This window comes from Erythrobacter sp. Dej080120_24 (assembly GCF_036322605.1).
GTDB classification, from domain to species: Bacteria; Pseudomonadota; Alphaproteobacteria; order Sphingomonadales; family Sphingomonadaceae; genus Erythrobacter; species Erythrobacter aurantius.
Genome location: NZ_AP027262.1, coordinates 1,540,507 through 1,554,846 on the forward strand (window position 1 = coordinate 1,540,507; position 14,340 = coordinate 1,554,846).

At 62.7% G+C, this 14,340-nt stretch carries 16 protein-coding genes; 2 read left to right on the top strand and 14 right to left on the bottom strand.

Features of this window, described 5'->3' with window-relative positions:
• Positions 1-62: 62 nt before the first annotated feature.
• From AABA34_RS07305 to hisG, 8 genes are all read right to left on the bottom strand, one after another.
• Positions 63-986, bottom strand: a complete 924-nt coding sequence (locus tag AABA34_RS07305) for an acyl-CoA thioesterase (protein ID WP_338304540.1) — start codon at positions 984-986, stop codon at positions 63-65.
• A gap of 40 nt (positions 987-1,026) precedes the next feature.
• Positions 1,027-1,923: a cupin-like domain-containing protein gene (locus tag AABA34_RS07310; RefSeq protein WP_338304541.1), complete on the bottom strand. Its 897-nt coding sequence runs from the start codon at positions 1,921-1,923 to the stop codon at positions 1,027-1,029.
• Positions 1,920-3,083 (bottom strand): GNAT family N-acetyltransferase, encoded by a 1,164-nt coding sequence (locus AABA34_RS07315; RefSeq protein ID WP_338304542.1) that lies wholly within the window; start codon positions 3,081-3,083, stop codon positions 1,920-1,922. Before AABA34_RS07315 ends, AABA34_RS07310 begins: the two co-directional genes overlap by 4 nt.
• Positions 3,084-3,268: 185 nt before the next feature.
• Positions 3,269-5,398: a sodium-translocating pyrophosphatase gene (locus AABA34_RS07320; RefSeq protein ID WP_338304543.1), complete on the bottom strand. Its 2,130-nt coding sequence runs from the start codon at positions 5,396-5,398 to the stop codon at positions 3,269-3,271.
• A 156-nt stretch (positions 5,399-5,554) separates the two neighbouring features.
• A complete protein-coding gene (gene thiL / locus AABA34_RS07325) occupies positions 5,555-6,412 on the bottom strand; it encodes a thiamine-phosphate kinase (protein WP_338304544.1) in 858 nt (285 codons plus the stop codon).
• Positions 6,413-6,449: 37 nt separating this feature from the next.
• Positions 6,450-6,911, bottom strand: a complete 462-nt coding sequence (nusB, locus tag AABA34_RS07330; RefSeq protein ID WP_252260459.1) for a transcription antitermination factor NusB — start codon at positions 6,909-6,911, stop codon at positions 6,450-6,452.
• Positions 6,912-6,913: 2 nt separating this feature from the next.
• Positions 6,914-8,206: a histidinol dehydrogenase gene (hisD, locus tag AABA34_RS07335; RefSeq protein WP_338304545.1), complete on the bottom strand. Its 1,293-nt coding sequence runs from the start codon at positions 8,204-8,206 to the stop codon at positions 6,914-6,916.
• Positions 8,206-8,913 (bottom strand): ATP phosphoribosyltransferase, encoded by a 708-nt coding sequence (gene hisG / locus AABA34_RS07340; protein WP_338304546.1) that lies wholly within the window; start codon positions 8,911-8,913, stop codon positions 8,206-8,208. Before hisG ends, hisD begins: the two co-directional genes overlap by 1 nt.
• A gap of 75 nt (positions 8,914-8,988) precedes the next feature.
• On the opposite strand from hisG, the gene AABA34_RS07345 reads away from it, so the two are divergent.
• Positions 8,989-10,071: a DUF2332 domain-containing protein gene (locus tag AABA34_RS07345; RefSeq protein ID WP_338304547.1), complete on the top strand. Its 1,083-nt coding sequence runs from the start codon at positions 8,989-8,991 to the stop codon at positions 10,069-10,071.
• A 15-nt stretch (positions 10,072-10,086) separates the two neighbouring features.
• Here the strand turns inward: AABA34_RS07345 and AABA34_RS07350 are convergent, their stop codons facing one another.
• From AABA34_RS07350 to AABA34_RS07365, 4 genes are read right to left on the bottom strand one after another with little or no spacing between them, the layout of a single operon-like run.
• Positions 10,087-10,974, bottom strand: a complete 888-nt coding sequence (locus AABA34_RS07350; protein WP_338304548.1) for an alpha/beta fold hydrolase — start codon at positions 10,972-10,974, stop codon at positions 10,087-10,089.
• A gap of 5 nt (positions 10,975-10,979) precedes the next feature.
• Entirely contained in the window at positions 10,980-11,792 is an 813-nt protein-coding gene (locus AABA34_RS07355) for an SDR family NAD(P)-dependent oxidoreductase (RefSeq protein WP_338304549.1), read from the bottom strand.
• 51 nt (positions 11,793-11,843) lie between these two features.
• Entirely contained in the window at positions 11,844-12,299 is a 456-nt protein-coding gene (locus AABA34_RS07360) for an NUDIX hydrolase (RefSeq protein WP_338304550.1), read from the bottom strand.
• Complete coding sequence (locus AABA34_RS07365; RefSeq protein WP_338304551.1) at positions 12,296-12,568, bottom strand: BolA family protein; 273 nt, start codon at positions 12,566-12,568, stop codon at positions 12,296-12,298. The genes AABA34_RS07360 and AABA34_RS07365 overlap by 4 nt, the downstream gene beginning before the upstream one ends.
• A 73-nt stretch (positions 12,569-12,641) precedes the next feature.
• Here AABA34_RS07365 and AABA34_RS07370 point away from each other — a divergent pair, with 73 nt between their 5' ends.
• A complete protein-coding gene (locus AABA34_RS07370) occupies positions 12,642-13,235 on the top strand; it encodes a DnaJ domain-containing protein (protein WP_338304552.1) in 594 nt (197 codons plus the stop codon).
• Here the strand turns inward: AABA34_RS07370 and AABA34_RS07375 are convergent.
• Positions 13,232-13,714: a VOC family protein gene (locus tag AABA34_RS07375; RefSeq protein WP_338304553.1), complete on the bottom strand. Its 483-nt coding sequence runs from the start codon at positions 13,712-13,714 to the stop codon at positions 13,232-13,234. The two genes, AABA34_RS07370 and AABA34_RS07375, sit on opposite strands and share 4 nt — an antisense overlap.
• Entirely contained in the window at positions 13,711-14,337 is a 627-nt protein-coding gene (locus AABA34_RS07380; RefSeq protein WP_338304554.1) for a glutathione S-transferase family protein, read from the bottom strand. The genes AABA34_RS07375 and AABA34_RS07380 overlap by 4 nt, the downstream gene beginning before the upstream one ends.
• Positions 14,338-14,340 lie beyond the last annotated feature (3 nt).

Sequence of the window (14,340 nt, forward strand, 5' to 3'; positions counted from 1 at the left end):
TGCGCGTCTAGCGAGGACGCACCCGCGGATGCGGGTGCGCCAAACAGGAGTCCTTGTTCGCGCTAACGCTTCGCTGCTTGAGCGCGGCGTCTCATCATCCCCTCCTGCGCGACGCTGGCGACCAGTTCGCCCGCGCGGTTGAAGATGCGGCCCCGGTTGAAGCCGCGCCCGCCGCCGCTCCAGGGTGCATCGGTGGCGTAGAGCAGCCACTCGTCGGCGCGCGCTTCGCGGTGGAACCAGATCGCATGGTCAAGGCTCGCGCCCACCAGTTCGCCCCGCATCCAGCTCAGGCCATGCGGCAGCGCGCTCGTCCCCAGCAGCGTGAAGTCGCTGGCATAGGTGATGACGGCGCGGTGCAGGTTCGGATCGTCGGGCAGCGGCGCGGCGGTGCGAAACCATGTGTGCGCTCGCGGCTCGCGCGGTTCGCTGTTCATCCAGTGCAGCCGGTCAATAGTGCGCATCTCGATCGGGCGAGGGCGCAGCATCAGCGCGCGCTGTGCCTCGGACAGCTTGTCCCCGATCTTGTCGGCCATTGCGCGGCGCATCTCCATGTCGGACTTCAGCTCCTCGGGCGGCTGGACATCGGGCATGGGCGAATCGTCATGCTCAAGGCCATCCTCCGGGGTCTGGAAGCTGGCGGTGAGGTTGAGGATCGGGCTGGAGGTGCCGTCCTCGTTCTCCTGAGAGGCGACCACCCGTCGGTTGGCGAAGCTGCGCCCGTCGAAATCGCGCTCGATCCGGTATTCGATCGGCGCTCCCTCGCGCCCGCCGCGCAGGAAATAGGCGTGAAGCGAATGCGCGCTCTTGCCGTCGACAACGCTAGCCTGCGCCGCCTGCAACGCTTGCGCGAGAACCTGTCCGCCGAACACGCGGCCCACGCCGCCCTTCTGTGGACGTCCGGCGTAAATGTCGGAAGCGCGCTTCTCGACCGTGAGGAGCTTCACAAGCCCGTCGACGAGCCGCTGGTTATCGGGTGTGTCATCCATGAATTGCGCAATGCGCAGCGGCGCGCGACCCGTCAACTGGCTATCGGGCAAGACCCAGCTTGCGCAGAGCGCGGAAGGCATAGGCCTTGGGTGCGTTACTCATCGGCCAGCGGCCCGTAGCGCGCGGCGAGAACCCGCGCTGGCGCAGCAGGTGGTTGAGCCCGCGTGCATCGCTTTCGGCATAGCTCCATTCGCTGCGCCATGTGATCGACAGCGAGACAGAGCTGGCCGGGCCGTTCTGCACGAAATGCGGCGCCATCACCGGCACGAATACCGCATCGCCGGGGCCGAGCGCGAAGGCGCGGGCTTGGTCCATGTAGCTATCGTCCCACTTGAGCTCGCGCGGGCCGCCCGAATGGTAGCTTTCGTGCACCTCGTCCGGGGCGAAACGGGCATCACCCGCCGGGAACTGGGTCATCACTTTGCTGCCCCTGATCTGGAGCAGGATGTTGTGCTCCGGATCGAAGTGGTAGGGCGTGACCGCGTTAGGGCTGGAGATGAAGATGAAGCCCTGCGGGGTCAGCATCGCGCCGGTCTTGGCTTCGATCTCGTCACGGAGCTCGCCCAGCAGCTCCATCAGCAGTTCCTCGTAGGCGGGGACCTGCTCGATGTTCTTGAGCGCGGCCCAGCTGTTCGCTTCACCCACCTGCCGGATCGTCTCCCCGATCGACAGGCCGGTCTCACCTGGCTTGTCGTCGATGCCGATCGGCAGGTCGCCGCGGTTGAACTCGATGCTTGCCTCGGGCAAGCTTTCGGCAAGTTGCGCCAGCGCTTCAAGGTCAAGCAACGGGTGGCGGTCCAGTGCGTGGCGCAGCTTGTGCGGCACTTCGGGATAGCTCTGGGCGAACTCCATCCGCGCTGTTGCGTCGAAGATGTCGGTGACAAGCGCGTGGTGGCGCTGGTCGGTGGTGGGCCAATGCTTGCTGGGAGCGTTCATGCTTGGGTTCGTCCTCTGGTCTCGTATGCCATGAGTGTTCGGAAAGCGGCCCGGCGCAATGGTCCGCCAATTGCGATGTTGCGGCTGACGAGCCGCCGTTTCTCGCGCCAGATGCGCTCGATCATGGAATGCCCCTCGACCGCGCAGCTATCCGCCCATTCGATGCGGGGGCGGGTGAGCAGGTCAAGGTTCTCAAGCTGCAACAGCAGGCCGGGGGAAAAGCGGGCATAGGCTTCGTCGAACGTGGTCTTGAAGCTGTATGCTCCGGGTGGCGCCAAGAAGGTGGCGAGCATGGCAATTGCCTTGCCATTGAGCTTTAGCGAGAGCCGCTCCAACCGGCCTGCACGTGCAGCTTCGACAAGGGTTTCGGTGAAGAACCGCTGAGTTGCAGGCGCGTTGGCCAGTGCCGAGCCTGCCTCGCCCTTCCATCCGGCGGCCTCGATGCGGAGGAAATCGGCGATCCATTGCTCGATCCCGTCGAGGCCGTTCTCGCGCTCGAATGACAGCGATCCCTCGTCTTCCAACCGCTTGCGCTGGCGGCGAAGTTCCTTGCGCTTCTTGGCGCTCATGGAGGTGTTCAGATAGGTTTCGGCGTCGCAATCGCCAGCGAGCATGGCCCGTTCGAGCGTGTCGACACGGAAGGCCGGGCGGCGCGTTTCGCGCAGCACATGGTCCAGCGCGGCATGCACCGGCCCCTCTGCCGGCAAATGCGGCAGGTGCAGAAATGCCGCCTTGCGCGAGTGCCGGTCGAAATGGTCGAGAAGAGCATCCCAGAATGCCTGTTCAAACCCACGAGCGACCAGCGGGGCACCGCAAAAGGCGTTGGCATGCAGCCACACGCTGGCATGCGGGAGGGGGTATCCGTAGTAGTTCCAGACGCGCGAGACGGGGAGCAAGCCGAGCAGTTCGCCATCAATCCGAAGTGTCTTGATGTTCACTCGCGAGTCCGCACCCAGATGCTTGAGCGAGGGCAGCAGAAACCAGCGTTCGAAGAACGGGTTGGGTTCGCTCGCTCGCGCCGCAAGGGCATCCCATTCGCGCGCGAACTGCGGGTCAGCGGCATCCGCCCCGGACACAAGGCGCAGTTCCACACCGGCTGCCGCGACTGCTCGAAAAGCGGCATCCCGTTGCATGATTGTGAGATCTGGCGAGCTCGCCATATCCATCGTCTTGTCCCGTCAGGCCGCCGGGCTGGCGACCACTGGAGCGCATATCGCATATCACTGTTAATAAAGCGCTTGCATCGCCGTAGCTGTCCGATCGCGGCACAAGGCATGAGGCAAGAGAAAACCCCGCCCGGAATGAACCGGACGGGGTTTCCGTTAGCCGTATGAGGCTATCGTGCTTAGTGCACGCCAGCCTGTGCCGCGAGCGCTGCGAGCAGCAGCAGGGCAACGATGTTGGTGATCTTGATCATCGGGTTCACGGCCGGGCCGGCGGTGTCCTTGTACGGGTCACCAACGGTATCGCCGGTCACGGCAGCCTTGTGGGCTTCGGAGCCCTTGCCGCCGTGGTTGCCGTCTTCGATGTACTTCTTCGCATTGTCCCATGCGCCGCCACCGGCGGTCATGGAAAGCGCGACGAACAGACCGCCGACGATAACACCCAGCAGCAGCGCACCAAGCGCGGCAAAGGCGTTTTCCTGACCGGCAAGGCCATAGATCACGAAGTAGGTCACGATCGGAGCAAGAACCGGAAGCAGCGACGGGATGATCATTTCCTTGATCGCAGCCTTGGTCACCAGGTCCACCGTGCGGGCGTAGTTCGGACGGCTGGTGCCGGCCATGATGCCCGGATCCTTGGCGAACTGATCGCGCACGTCGACAACCACGTCACCCGCAGCACGACCAACCGCGGTCATGCCCATCGCGCCGAACAGATACGGCAGCAATGCGCCGAGCAGCAGGCCGACGATCACATACGGATTTTCGAGACCGAAATCGACGTTGGCATCCGGGAAATACGCCCGAAGGTCAGCGGTGTAGGCAGCGAACAGCACGAGCGCTGCGAGACCGGCCGAACCGATGGCATAGCCCTTGGTCACAGCCTTGGTGGTGTTGCCAACTGCGTCGAGCAGGTCGGTCTTTTCACGAACGCTTTCGTCGAGGCCGGCCATTTCGGCGATGCCGCCAGCGTTGTCGGTCACCGGACCATAGGCGTCGAGCGCGACAACCATGCCAGCCAGAGCCAGCATCGCGGTTGCGCCGTATGCCAGACCGATCAGCCCTGCGAGCTGGTACGCACCGATAATCGCCGCAATGATGACGATGGTCGGCAGTGCGGTCGATTCAAGGCTGATGGCCAGACCCTGGATAACGTTGGTGCCGTGGCCCGTTTCCGATGCCTTGGCGATCGAGCGGACCGGACGATAGGCCGTGCCGGTGTAATACTCGGTGATCCAGATGATGATGCCCGTCAGCGCAAGGCCGATGAGCGAGCAATAGAACAGGTCACGGCCGTGGAATTCAACGCCACCCGGGCCGGTCCCCAGAACCGTGCTCATGTCCGCCCCAACGGTGCCAAGCGCGAACTGCGTGGCAAACCAGATCAGCGGAATGGCCAGAACGGCGGTGACGATGAAGCCCTTGTACATCGCGCCCATGACATTGGTGCCATTGCCGAGACGGACAAAATAGGTGCCGATGATCGAGGTCACGATACATGCGCCGCCAATCAAAAGCGGCAGTGCCATGAGCGGCAGGAGCATTTCGCCAAGCTGTTCAGCGAACAGAAGCGCGGTGAGAACCATGGTCGCACCGACGGTGACGACATAGGTTTCGAACAGGTCAGCGGCCATGCCGGCGCAGTCGCCGACGTTGTCGCCCACGTTGTCGGCGATGGTTGCCGGGTTGCGCGGATCGTCTTCCGGAATGCTGGCTTCGACCTTGCCGACGAGGTCGGCGCCGACGTCTGCGGCCTTGGTGAAGATACCGCCACCCAGACGGGCAAAGATCGAGATCAGCGACGCACCAAAGGCAAGACCGACGAGACCGTCGATCACGGTGCGGCTGTCTGCCTCAAGCATCATCGGCCCGACGAGGACGTAGAAGAACACTGCAATGGCGAGCAACGCCAGACCGGCCACAAGCATGCCGGTGATGGCACCTGCGCGGAATGCGATGGTCAGGCCCTGTTGCAGCCCTTGCTCGGCAGCGGCGGCGGTACGCACGTTCGAGCGGACCGAGATGTTCATCCCGATGTAGCCCGCAACGCCCGAAAGCACGGCGCCGACGATGAAGCCGACGGCCGGGACAACGCCCAGCGCAACGCCGACAACGATCGCCGCGACCACGCCGACCATGCCGATCGTGGTGTACTGGCGGTTCAGGTAGGCTTGCGCGCCTTCCTGGATCGCCCCGGCGATTTCCTGCATTTTTTCATTGCCGGCGCTGGAGCTCAGCACCTGGCGGCTTGTCACAATGCCATAGACAATGGCGAGCAAGCCCAACCCGATCGATATGAGTATAAGGTCCACGAATAATCCCCTCTTGTGCGTGGAAATGCGCCTTTCGATGTATCCCGTTCGGCGCAAGGCGCCCTGTCATAGGGAATGGAGAGCGGGAGACAAGCGGGAAAACGGCGGAAACGCGCCCGTGTCACCAGTTTTGAGAGGCTAGGCCTCCGTCATGCTTCAACCGTGCAGGTAACCCAGCCCGTCGCGCCCAAGAATCGGCTCACCGCTCAACATCAAAGGAGCAGCCCCCCGTTCGACGACAGTGCCGATCCGTGAGGCGGCCACCGGGCATGGCACGTCGGTGGGTAGGGTGAAGAGCAATTCGTAATCGTCACCCCAGCGCATGCACTCATCGGCTCGGGCAGGGTCTGCTACCGGAACGTCTTCTTGCCGGATCGAAAAGGTGACGCCACTGGCCTCCGCCATTCTGAAGGCATCGAGCAGCAGCCCGTCGGAAACGTCCATCATCGCGCTTACATGCGGCGCAAGCGCACGGCCTTCGGCCAGCAGCGGGCGAGGGCGGTTGAATGCCTGAAGATGATCCCGCTCGCCTTCGAACCCCAACATCGCCCGGCCAACCCTGCCTGTGAGATAGACGGTGTCACCCGGAGCAGCGCCGATGCGGGAGGGCACGGGATTGCAAGTGGCACGCCCGATCGCGGTCACGCTGAAAGTGCTGGCCCCTGTCCCCGCGACGGTATCGCCTCCCATCAGCTTTACGTCATAGGCCTCCATGACTTCACGCAGCCCCTTGATGAACTGCATGTCGTTGCCGCCGAGCGAATGCCCCAAGAGAATGCCGATCGGCTCGGCACCTTTCGCGGCGAGATCGGACAGGTTTAGCGCCACCAGTTTCCACGCAACATCGGCAAGGCTGGCTTCGGGCCGGAAATGGACATCTTCCGCCATCACGTCGTGGTTGAAGATCAGCGTTTCGCCGCCGATTTCGATCAGCGCGCAGTCATCCTTCAGGCCGCGCGCACCCGGGTGCAGCGGCAACGTCTTCAAAGCCGAAAGAAATTCGGTTTCGGTCATGGCGCGATCCCCCTCGCCAAATCGTCTCTTGTCGACGCTAATTCCTGATCTCTTTTGCCGCCGCGTCAAGAATGCCGTTCACGAATTTCGCCTCGCGATCATCGAAGAACGCCTTGGCGACGTCGACATATTCGGTGATGGCGGTTGCAGTGGGGACATCGGCCCGGGCGAGCAATTCATAGGTGCCCGCGCGCAGGATCTGCAGCATCGTCTTGTCAAGCCGCGCCAGCGTCCAACCCGCTGCAAGCTTTGCAATCAGGATTTCGTCAATCTCTTCGCACCGCGCATCCACCCCGCGCACGACATCATCGAAGAAATCGACTTCGGCATCGGCAAAGACTTCGCCTTCGAAGTCTTCATCGTCCACCTCGCGGCCAAGCCGGTGCTGGTGGAATTCATCAAGCAGGCGATTGAGCGCCGTGCCTTCCATCTGCAGTTGGTAAAGCGCCTGAACGGCAGCAAGGCGCGCGGTCGAACGGGCCTGCGATCGGGAATTCATATTCATTTGAGGCGGAGCTCCACCGATTTGGCATGGGCGGGCAGGCCCTCTGCATGGGCCAGACTTACCGCAGCCGGACCGATCCGGCCAAGCGCCGCTTCGTCCAGCCCGAGGAAGCTGGTGCGTTTCATGAAATCAAGCACCGAAAGCCCGCTTGAAAAACGCGCGCGACGCCCGGTGGGCAGGACGTGGTTCGGCCCGGCAACATAATCGCCGACCGCTTCCGGGGTCATCCGGCCAAGGAATACGCTGCCCGCATGCCGCACTTTCGGCAACATCGCTTCGGGATTGTCGATCGCGAGTTCGAGATGCTCGGCTGCGAGTCGATTGATCAGCGCTGGCGCTTCGCTTTCGATATCGTTCACGACGATCATGACGCCGTGATCGTCCCAGCTTGTCCGCGCCGTCTTGCCGGTGGACAGCATGCTCAATTGCACGTCGACGCAATCTTCTACCTGGGCGGCGAAGCCGGCATCGTCGGTGATCAGGATCGACTGCGAAGTGGGATCGTGTTCGGCCTGGCTCAGCAGATCGGCCGCAATCCAGTCAGGATCATTCTTTCCATCGGCGACCACGAGGATCTCGCTTGGCCCGGCGACCATGTCGATCCCGACGACGCCATAAAGCTGGCGCTTGGCCTCCGCGACATAGGCATTTCCCGGCCCGGTGATGACATCGACCGGCTTGATCCGCTTCGTGCCATAGGCCAGCGCCGCCACCGCTTGTGCGCCCCCGACCCGCCAGATTTCGTCGATACCCGCGATATGCGCAGCGGCCAGAACCAGCGGGTTTGAATTGCCCTTGGGAGTGGGGGTTACCACCACGATCCGTTCAACCCCGGCCACGCGGGCGGGGACCGCGTTCATCAGCAAAGAAGACGGATAGGCAGCGCGGCCGCCGGGCACATAGAGTCCTGCGGCATCGACCGGTCGCCAGATCGCGCCGAGGCGAACCCCGGCATCATCGGTGTAATCCCGATTCTCGGGCAGTTGCGCCTCGTGATAGGCACGGATGCGCGCCGCCGCGAGCTCCAGCGCATCGCGCAACTCCGGCTCCAAACCGGCATAGGCCTCGGCGCAGCGATCAGCGGTGATGATCCAGTCGGCATCATCAACCATCGAATAACCGTCAAACCGTTGGGTGTATTGGACCAGCGCATCGTCCCCGCCGGTGCGCACCGTACGCAATATGTCCTGCACCACGCCGGTTACGTCATTGTCCGCCTCACGGCGAGCGTCGACAACCCGGGCAAAACGCTGTTCGAAATCAGGGTCGAAGGTGGAAAGTATTTTCATCACGCGGTGATCCCGTCGGCCTTGTCACTCGCGGCTTCGCGCGATTCTGCATCCGCCCGGAATGCGGCAACCAGTGCCGCGACCCGCGCATCCGTCTTGAAGGCGGCGCGATTGACGATCAGGCGTGCGGTGATGTCGATGATACGCTGCGTTTCGACCAAACCGTTCTGTTTCAATGTGGTGCCAGTGGAAACGAGATCGACGATCTGGCGCGCAAGGCCCAGCGAAGGGGCGAGCTCCATCGCGCCGTTCAGCTTCACGCATTCGGCCTGAATCCCCTGCCGTTCAAAATGGCGCGCGGTGAGATTGGGGTATTTCGTCGCCACCCGCAGGTGGCTTACTCCGGCCGGGTCAGCCGGATCGTCGGCCAGCCTCGCCACCGAAAGGCGGCAATGGCCGATATCGAGATCGACCGGTGCGTAAAGGTCGGAATAGTCGAATTCCTCGATCACATCGGACCCAACGATACCCACCTGCGCGGCGCCATGCGCAACGAAAGTGGCAACGTCGAACGCGCGCACGCGGATGATGCGCATGTCAGGACGCGTCGTGTCGAACGAAAGCGAGCGGTTTGACTTGTCGTGAAAGTCCGCGTGAGGCACCACGCCAGCGCGCGCCATGACAGGCAAGGCCTCGTCAAGGATACGCCCTTTTGGCACGGCGAAGGTGAGCTGGGTGCCGGGGGAGGGAGGAAGATCGATGGTCATTTCGCGCCGGGACTTAGGGATTGGGCGTTCAAAGGGCAATGGAATTGGCGCAACGGCAGATGCGAAGGGTGAGGCATGAGCAGTAGCGAAATCATGGCTATCAAGGAATTCGATGCCGCAATCGAATGGCAGGCAGACCACGCCGATCAAGGAGGAGCGCCATGCACTGCCCGTGTGATCCGGGCGTTGCGCAAGGTTCGGGAAAGCAATACCGCAACCGGACGCCGCATTGCAGGCTGGCAGGGCCTTACCTTGAAGGATGCAATGCCGCTCAGGATCGCAGGAGGTCTTCACCACCTTGTCCTGTCAGGAGAAGACGATCGTCTGGCGCTAGTCTACAGCGGCCAGATCACCGATCAGGGTCAGATCGACGATCTTGTCTGCGAACTCGTCGAGACATTCGATCACCTCTTGCTGCCATGGCTGGACGGGCCGCCCCAGACGAATGAGGCGGGGCGTTCGGCTAGCATCATGGCAGGACTGCTATGGGCCGCGCAAAGAGCGTTGCCCCGGTTCGAACTGTTCGAACTGGGCGCAAGCGCGGGAATCAACACGATGCTCGAGCGGTATCACTACCGGCTTGGCGAGACCGAAGTGGGCCCGGCCAGTTCGCCCATGCACATCGAGCCCGAATGGCGCGGCGACAACGGATCGCCGCCGCCAGCTCCTGCCGGGTTCGAGATTATCTCGATCAGAGGCTGCGACGTGTCGCCGATTGATCTCTCCGACAAGGAGAGCGCATTGCGGCTCAAAAGCTACGTCTGGCCCGATGCGATGATCCGGATGGCGCGGATCGATGCGGCGATCGAGTTGGCGCAGCAATGCCCGCCCGATCTGGTGCGGCAGGACGCGGGCGAATTTGTTGCTGATTGCCTAGCGCGACCTCAACCGGAAGGCGTGACCCGCACGATGTTTCATTCGATCATGTGGCAATATATGCCCAAGGAAACACAAGCGGCAATCACGCAGGCCTTTGTCGAAGCGGGCGCCGAGGCAACTCGTGACAAGCCCCTTGCGTGGATCAGCCTTGAGACGGACCCGGCGACATTTCGGCATGAACTTCACGTTCGCCTTTGGACAGGAAAGCCCGGAGACGGTGAACCGACCCTGCTTGCCTTTGCGCACCCTCACGGTGCCTGGGTGCATTGGCTCGGTTGATCAAAACCCGCCAGCTTAGCTGAGCAGGAAAGCTTCCATCGCCGCATTCACCGCTTCCGGGGCTTCCCACGGAACGAAATGCCCGCAATCCGGCACTTTGTGGATGGTGAGCGGGGCGATGATTTCCTCCATCCCTTCAAGGTTTTCCGCAGGAAGCGCCAGATCGTCCAGCGCCCATATGACAAGCGTGGGAATGGTCAGGTTGGGCAGCGCAGGTGCGGTGAACTCCGCCGGAAGCTCGAACGGTTCCTCCATTGTCGGCACCACCATCGGGCTAGCCCGGTAATAATTGAGCATACCGAAGCACGCATCGCGGTCTTCCCAGTCCTTGAGCAACTGGGCGCGCTCTTCGGCGGGCATATTGTCGGGGCGGTCCCAATTGACCTCTTGCCGCAGGATCCCGGTTATCCCTTTTTCGCGGATCAGCGGATCATTGGCCGGATCGCGAAAGGCGCGGATGTACTGGCTGGCCTCCCGCTGGCCGGGATGGGTCCAGAGCAGCTTGCCAAAGATCGCCGGGTGCGGGGCGTTGGCAATCACTGCGCGTTCGACCCGCGTATGCTGGCCGCCCAGCGCCACGCCCCATGCGATAGCTCCGCCCCAGTCGTGGCCGACGATGGTGAATGTCTCGATCCCCAGCGCATCGGCCAGAAGGAACACGTCCCCGATCAGCTTGTCGGGCGTGTAGGCGTCCACCTCCTGCGGCTTGGACGATCCGCGATAGCCGCGCTGATCCGGAGCAATGCAGCGGAACCGGTCGGAAAAATGCGCGATCTGGTGGCGCCACGTGCGGTGGTTTTCTGGAAAGCCGTGCAGGAAGATCAGCGCAGGCGCATCCTTCGGGCCTTCGTCCGCCACGTCCAGATGAATGCCATTGGCGAGTTCGACGCGCTTTTGCTCCATCGTGGCTACTCCGCCTGTTCCATACGTTCCATGTAGCCCGCGGCTACCATGGCCGCGACCTGATCGAACAGCGCATCAGGCGTGCGCCGCATCTCGCCCATGCCCGCTTCCATGCCTTGCGCCACGATGATTTCACGTTCGCCTGCCGCGATGGCGTCTAGCATCGCGCGGGCGGCATCGGGAGCCGGAATACCTTCGTCGATCACCTTGTCCGATCGGCCCCGCTTGCTGCCGTCACCCACCAGTGCATTGCGCGAGACATCGGTGGCGACTGATCCGGGATAGATCACATGGACGCTCACCCCGGTTTGCGAAAGCTCGGCCCGGAGCGCGTCGGCATAGCCTGCAAGGCCGAACTTCACCGCGCAATAGGCGGTGCGCATCGGTACGCCGACCTTGCCTGCGATGGAGGAGATGAAGGCGAGGGCGCCTGAGCCACGTGTGGCCATGTGGCCGATAAGCCCTTGGGAAAAAGCGATCTGAGCGGTCAAATCGATATCGATGATGTCGCGATAGACTTTCATCTCGGTCTTTAGGGCGCGGCTGCGCTGGGAAACCCCGGCATTGGCGAAAGCGACATCGACGCCGCCTTTCCAGGCAATCGCCTTTGCCGTCGCATCGGCAAGGGCCGCATCGTCGCGCACGTCAAACGGCAGGATCAGCGTCTCTCCGCAATCCGCTGCGACTTCGGCAAGGCGCGCTTCATCGCGGCCTGACAGCACGACATTCGCTCCGCGCGCCGCGACATCCCGCGCCAGCGCCGCGCCAATTCCCGATGATGCGCCGGTGATCCAGACGGTCTTGCCGGTGTAATCCATATCTCTCTCCCTTTGCTTCAAGGGAGTAGCGAGCGTGGCAGGCAAGGGCAATCAGGTTGCGGTGTGCAACGCGATCATCTCGGCCAGATTTTCGGGAAACAGCGCCTCGTGCCAGGCGGAAAGCTCGGCGAGGGTAAACCAGCGGTGCCGCGTCATCACTGCCTGTTCAAGCGGAGTGTGACGCGAGGTATCTATCGCCGAATGTTCCACCCGCACCATGAAATACCGCTCGTCAGCCTGCACCGGTTCGCCCTCCACGGTTACGAATTCGGGCGTGGTGCGGGCGATTTCAGGGCCGGGATCAGCGTTGATCCCGGTTTCTTCCAGCAATTCGCGGCGCGCGGCAGCGATGTAGCTCTCTCCCGCCTCACATTCGCCCCCGGCTGTCACCCAGAAAGGCGGGCGACCGGGAACATCGAAGCGGAACATCAGCGCCCGGTGCTGGGCATCGAGCACGATGATCCGCGCAGATCGCCGCACCCGTTTGGTGTTGCCGAATTCGTTCATGCTTCGGGAACGCTGGCCTTGATCGCGACGGCATGGACGCGCTGGCCAACGATGTCTCCCAGTGCAGTGATAACGGCCCGCTGGCGTGCAAGGCGGTTCATGTCGGCAAAGGCGGCGGCTTCGATATGGATCGTGAAGTGGGATTCGCCCGATCCGTCATCGCCCATGTGGCCGCTGTGTTTCGCGCTGTCGTTGATGATTTCGAGCCGGGTCGGGGCAAATGCCTCGGTCAAAAGGTTCCGCATTTCCTCTGCCACTGCACCGCTCATGACCTGACTTTCCTTCTTTGCAACTTCTGACGGGTTGGAATCTGGCGTCTCACTCGCCATTCTCAACCCCCTTATGTCCCAGACGCGATTCCATGGCAGGCACGAAGGCAGCGAGCGGGTGTGCGAGCACCCGACTTGCCGTGAGCCCGGCGAATTTCGCGCCCCCGGCTATCGCCCTAGCGGGTTTGACGGTCCGGGCGAGTGGCGCTGGTTCTGCCTTGATCACGTGCGCGAATTCAATGCGGGATACGACTGGTTCGAAGGGATGAGTGCCGAGGAAATCCTGATGGCGCAGGCACCTGCTGCGGGGTGGCGCACAGAAAGCCCAAGTTTCGGGCCACGGGCCGGGGTGGACGGAATGCCGCGCTGGGCCGATTTCGACGATCCGCTGGAAGCGATTTCGGCGCGCGCGGGCGGCATCCGCAGCCGCGCGGAACGCTCTGCGCGGATGGCGATGGACGGCCGCTTTTCCAAGGATGAGGCCGAAGCGTTGGAAACCATGGGGCTGGGCTCTGACACCGACAGGCGCCGATTGCGCCGGCGCTATTCGGAATTGGTCAGGCGCTATCACCCGGACCGCAATGGCGGCGATCGCAGTCACGAGGCGCGGCTGGGCAAGGTGGTCGAGGCGTATCAGCTGTTAAGGAAAAGCAGGGCCTTGGGTTAACCGGCTATCGCCGCCTCTATCCCGGCGTGGTCAATCTTCACCATGCCCTGCATCGCAACGAATACGCGGTTGCGCACAAGAGCATCCTCGTGGCCCAGCGCATCCATCAGGACGCGGGGGACTATCTGCCAGCGCACGCCGAAGCGATCCTTGCACCAACTGCATGCCATTTCACTGCCCCCATCGGCGGTGAGCGCTTCCCAGTAGCGGTCGGTTTCCTCCTGAGTGTCCGTGAACACCTGAAAAGAAACCGCGTCTGTAAAGTCGCCTTCGGGTCTGCCGTTCATCGCCATGTGGGGATGCCCCAGCAGTGTGAATGCTACCACCAAGGCATCCCCCTCCTTGCCTCCGGGGTAATCGGCGGGCGCACGATCCACCCGGTCTATGCGGCTGTCGGGAAAGAGATCGCAATAAAACCGGGCGGCTTCCTCTGCGCCGCTCTCGTACCAGAGGCAGGTCGCCAATCCGCCCTTGCTCATTGCCCGGCCTCCGCAATCAGCTTTGCATCGATGGCATTCGCCTCTGCATAGGCGGGTCGCTGGGTGATCCGTTCGACATAGGCCTTGAACGCTGGCGTTTCCGGGATCGAGCCAAAGCGCAGTCCCCATACAAACTGGCTGCCGACATAGGTATCCGCCATGGTGAAGCGTTTGCCGGCGGCGAAGTCGTTCTTCGAAAGCCAGCCTTCCATCGCGGACAGCGCGAGATCAAGGCTGCCGAAACCGGCCATTCCGGCGCGTTCAGGCGGGACTTCCCAGCCCATTGCCTTGCCAACCACAGCCTGCTCCAGCGGTCCTGCGGCAAAGAACAGCCAGCGGAAATAGGCGGCGCGTTCATGGATGTCTGGCAGCAGACCGGATTCGGGGTGGGTTTCGGCAAGATAGTGGTTGATCGCAGCCGCCTCGGTCACGACGTGATCGTGATCGCCGTGATGGTGGACCAGCGCGGGCACCTTGTTCATCGGGTTTATGTTGATGAAGTCGGAGGGCCGCGTGGCCCAATCGAATACGACGTGTTCGTAATCCGCGCCCGCTTCGTGCAACGCCCAGCGCGAAATCTGGCCACGGCTCATGGCGACGGTGTAGAATGTGAACTCGGCCATTGC